The 4,475-nt window shown below is 41.3% G+C and carries 6 protein-coding genes; all 6 read left to right on the top strand.

Features of this window, described 5'->3' with window-relative positions:
- Positions 1 to 149 precede the first annotated feature (149 nt).
- The 6 genes from ACOVQQ_RS09415 to ACOVQQ_RS09440 all read left to right on the top strand — a co-directional run bounded on the left by ACOVQQ_RS09415 (position 150) and on the right by ACOVQQ_RS09440 (position 4,079).
- Positions 150 to 1,367 (top strand): aminotransferase class V-fold PLP-dependent enzyme, encoded by a 1,218-nt coding sequence (locus tag ACOVQQ_RS09415; RefSeq protein ID WP_421817976.1) that lies wholly within the window; start codon positions 150 to 152, stop codon positions 1,365 to 1,367.
- A 6-nt stretch (positions 1,368 to 1,373) separates the two neighbouring features.
- Entirely contained in the window at positions 1,374 to 1,802 is a 429-nt protein-coding gene (locus ACOVQQ_RS09420) for a hypothetical protein (protein WP_421817977.1), read from the top strand.
- Positions 1,799 to 2,236, top strand: coding sequence for a SufE family protein (locus ACOVQQ_RS09425; RefSeq protein ID WP_421817978.1), 438 nt, complete (start codon positions 1,799 to 1,801; stop codon positions 2,234 to 2,236). The genes ACOVQQ_RS09420 and ACOVQQ_RS09425 overlap by 4 nt, the downstream gene beginning before the upstream one ends.
- Before the next feature lie 15 nt (positions 2,237 to 2,251).
- Positions 2,252 to 2,575, top strand: a complete 324-nt coding sequence (locus tag ACOVQQ_RS09430) for an SUF system Fe-S cluster assembly protein (protein ID WP_094485671.1) — start codon at positions 2,252 to 2,254, stop codon at positions 2,573 to 2,575.
- A 4-nt stretch (positions 2,576 to 2,579) separates the two neighbouring features.
- The gene (locus ACOVQQ_RS09435) at positions 2,580 to 3,086 is read left to right on the top strand and encodes a DUF2480 family protein (RefSeq protein ID WP_421817979.1); all 507 of its coding nucleotides are present in this window, start codon (positions 2,580 to 2,582) and stop codon (positions 3,084 to 3,086) included.
- 66 nt (positions 3,087 to 3,152) lie between these two features.
- Positions 3,153 to 4,079 carry a DUF3078 domain-containing protein gene (locus ACOVQQ_RS09440; RefSeq protein ID WP_421817980.1) on the top strand — a complete coding sequence of 309 codons (927 nt, stop codon included), beginning with the start codon at positions 3,153 to 3,155 and terminating at the stop codon, positions 4,077 to 4,079.
- Positions 4,080 to 4,475 lie beyond the last annotated feature (396 nt).

A 4,475-nucleotide genomic window follows, 5' to 3' on the forward strand; every position in this document is an offset into this window, starting at 1 on the left:
CAATCAACAACATCAAAAACCAACACTTTTAATTACACCCAACGGGTTAATAATAGTTTAACGAAACTTCAGCCTTACGAAGCAGTCATTAGTTAAAAGTGCAGCACCGAATTGTTGTAACTTTGCAACAATAAATTTGCTATCATCGTATGTTCAACGTACAAGCTATTCGCGCCGATTTTCCGATTTTGACACAAACCATAAAAGGGAAAAATTTGGTTTATTTCGACAACGCCGCCACTTCGCAAAAACCGAAGCAGGTGATTGAAGCTATTGCCAATTACTACGAGACGATAAATGCCAATATTCACCGCGGCGTGCACTACTTGAGTCAGATTTCGACCGACCGTTACGAGGCGGCACGCGAAACAATTCGTAAGCACATCAATGCACAACACGCGTACGAAATCATTTTTACGTCGGGAACTACGCACGGCATCAATTTAGTTGCCTCGGGTTTTGAACCGCTTTTAAATGAAAACGACGAGATTTTAATAGGTGCACTCGAACACCACAGCAATATCGTTCCGTGGCAGTTTTTGGCCGAACGCACGGGCGCAAAACTCCGCGTAATTCCGATGTTGGAAAACGGCACGCTCGATCTTTCGTCATTGTCGGAAACTCTAACCGAAAAAACGAAAGTGGTTGCGGTAAATCATATTTCAAACGCATTAGGAACCATAAACCCGATTCGCGAAATAATTGCTGCAGCACACGCCGTTGGAGCCGCTGTTTTAATCGACGGCGCGCAGGCGGCTCCGCACTTGCAACCCGATGTTCAAGCACTCGATTGCGATTTTTACACGGTAAGCGGACACAAAATTTGCGCACCAACTGGCAGCGGATTTTTATACGGAAAAGAATCGTGGTTAAATAAACTGCGGCCCTATCAAGGCGGTGGCGAAATGATTAAGGAAGTAACATTTGAAAAAACAACCTACGCCGATTTGCCACACAAGTTTGAAGCCGGAACGCCAAATATTGAAGGCGGCATCGGATTAGGAGTGGCGTTAGATTATTTGAACAACATTGGTTTCGACAAAATTGCGGCACAAGAACAAGCTTTGTTGGAATACGCCACAGCTAAAATATCGGCTATCGATGGCGCACGTATTTACGGACCCGATACTTCGCATAAAACATCGGTGGTTTCGTTTAACATCGAAGGCGTGCATCCGTACGATTTGGGTGCCTTACTCGACAAAATGGGCATTGCCGTAAGAACCGGGCACCATTGCGCACAACCGATAATGAATTTCTTTGATATTCCGGGAACCGTTCGCGCAAGCATGATGTTTTACAATACTTTCGAAGAAATTGATGCTTTGGTAAACGGAATTGAAAAAGCAAAACAAATGCTGCTGTAAGAAACAATGAAAGTACACTTTGGATTTATTTTATTGCTGACGGTATTACAGCAATGCACCACGGCAAAAACGAGTAGTAATTTGGATGCAAACATTACATACACGGCATACAGTCGCGGATTTTTTAAGGAAGTACATGTACGTCAAAATCAATTTGCTGTTATCGAAAAGCGCGGAGCGGGTTTGCAATGGAAAAGCCTTTCGGCAGAAGCTAAAAAAAATGTGTTCGAGGCATTAAAAGGCATTAATATGAACAAGATCAGCACTTTGGAAGCACCGACAAACAAGCGTTTTCACGACGGAGCTGCCATTGCACAGTTAAAAGTAGAAACCAAAACCGATACGTTCGAGTCGGCAGCGTTTGACCACGGAAATCCGCCGCAGGAAATCGCTACTTTAGTCGAGCAATTGCTAAAATTAGAATCGAAACCATGAGTATAAATGCCATACAAGATGAAATTGTTGCTGAGTTTGAGCTTTTCGATCCGGAAAGTTGGGACGAACGCTACCAGTACGTGATCGATTTGGGGAAGTCGCTTCCACTAATTGACGCCAAATACAAAACCGACGAAAACATCATTAAAGGTTGCCAAAGCAAAGTTTGGTTACACGCCGATTATGAAAGCGGAAAGGTTGTGTACAGCGCAGATAGCGACGCGATATTAACCAAAGGCTTGATTGCCATTTTGATTCGTTCGTTTTCGCATCAAGCGCCGAAAGATATTTTAGAAGCCAAAACCGATTTTATCGATCGCATTGGTTTGAAAGAACACCTCTCGCCTACTCGCGCTAACGGTTTGGTTTCGATGGTTAAACAAATAAAAATGTACGCCCTGGCTTTTTCATCAAAGTCGGAACAGCAAGCATAAGGAACGAAAAGCATTATGGAAGAATTTAACGATACCATTAATTTAGGAGAAAACGTTGTAAAAGTTTTGAAAGGCATTTACGATCCTGAAATTCCTGTAGATATTTACGAATTGGGATTGATTTACGATGTGATGATTAACGAAGATTCGGAAGTTAAGGTTTTGATGACGCTCACTTCGCCGAATTGTCCGGTTGCCGAAACGCTGCCTAAAGAAGTGGAAGAGAAAATTAAGAACATCGACGGTGTTAAAGACGTGGAAGTTGAAATTACTTTTGATCCGCCGTGGACGAAAGATTTGATGAGCGAAGAAGCTAAGTTAGAACTCGGATTTTTATAAATCAATGGAAGAGATTGTAAATAAAGTTGCTCAATCGGTTTTGGCCGTATTTGATTTAGAAGATTATTATCCGAAAAATCAGAAAGCGGTTGTAGACATTGCCGACTTTTTAGAGGAAGGCTTTATACTTCGGGAAGTTAACTTTAGAAATGCGTTAAAGGCGCACGATTGGAGTAGTTATAAGGATAAATTAGTTGCCGTTTATTGCAGCACCGATGCGATATTGCCTGCTTGGGCGCCTATTTTAGTGGCTACTCATCTGCATGAATTTGCACATAAAACCTATTTATGTCCTTTAAAAGCTGTGGACACACTTTATTTCACAGAAATTCTCAGCGAACTCGACTACAGTTCGTTTGCAGACAAACCCGTTATTTTAAAAGGATGCAGTAAAAAACCGGTTCCGGAAATGGCTTACCTATTGGCTATTAGTCGGTTACAAAGCGTAGCCCGTTCGGTAATGTTCGGCGAAGCGTGTTCGGCGGTACCGCTCTACAAAAAGAAAAAATAGTGTTTCTCTCATTCGGTAAACTGTCGTGAAAAGTTATCTTTGCGCGATTTTTTAAAAGAGACACGCATGAAAAAAGTTCTTTGTGCCGCACTAACACTCGTTTTTTCGGGATTATGGGCACAAAACACCGAGAAAGAATTGGCAAAAAAGACCGAGGAAGCGGTAAAAGTATTACAAGATACCGTTCACCGCGGTTGGAAAAGTAAGGGGCAATTTACCTTTTTAGTAAACCAAGCTTCGTTTAACAATTGGGTTGCTGGTGGCGAAAATAACATAGCCGGAACTTTAGGAGTTAACTACGACTTAAACTACAAGCGTAGAAATTTAACTTGGGATACCAAAATTGTAGGTGCTTACGGCTTAATCAAAACTAAGAACGCCGATTTTGAAAAGAAAACCGACGACCGTTTGGAGATAAACTCTGTTTTGGGAACTAAGGCATTTGGCGAATGGTATTACTCGTTTTTTGTAAACTTTAGAACCCAATTTACCAAAGGATTTATTTACGAAAAAGACGCTGATGGTAAAGAGATTAGAACGGAAAATACCAATATTTTCTCGCCTGCCTACCTAACTTTTGGTCCGGGTTTGTTTTGGAAGAAAAACGATAATCTGAAGATAAACTTGGCGCCATTAACTTCGAAAATGACGTTTGTGGACAAAAAATACACGGAAGTTCCCGGTTACGTTGACGGTGCTTATTTTGGTGTAGATGCCAACAAAAGTTTGCGTTATGAGTTGGGTTTATACGCCTCGACTTATTATAAATTCGACTTAATGAAAAACGTAGCGGTAGAAAACATTTTGAACTTGTATACCAACTATTTGCAAGAACCACAAAATGTGGATATGGATTACTCGTTGGCAGTAGTCATGAAAGTAAACAAGTATTTGAGTGCTAATATTGCGTTTCAGGCGATTTACGACGACAACGCCTTTAACGGATTTCAGACCCGACAGATATTTGGTTTGGGTGGCACCATCGATTTTTAATTCGGATTTTTGGTCAGGAAGATTTAGGTAACGATTTTCTGCGTTACGGATAGAGCCAAATAGCCCGCAGCGACGAGTCACGTTTCCAATAACGATCGGAAGCGAGGACTATGGGCGAAAGCCGGACTTGCCGAAATGTGCGCCGTAGCTTTAGCGGAGGTGGACATTTTGGCGAGGAACGCCCAAAAAAATGAATTGATAATTTAACGTGAGTTCGACATAAAAATCTACGTTAGAACGCTTAAATTGAGTCATTTAATAGTTTACGGGAATTTTTTCTGAGCTATTTTAAAAGCTAACCATTTAAACAGTCGCTTACTTCGTCGTATTTTTTTGAGATTCCTCGGTATCCCAAAGAAAATACGCCTTGTAATCAACTATTTAAATGATTTCTAA

The sequence above is a fragment of the Flavobacterium sp. genome, assembly GCF_049240005.1.
Taxonomy (GTDB): Bacteria; Bacteroidota; Bacteroidia; order Flavobacteriales; family Flavobacteriaceae; genus Flavobacterium.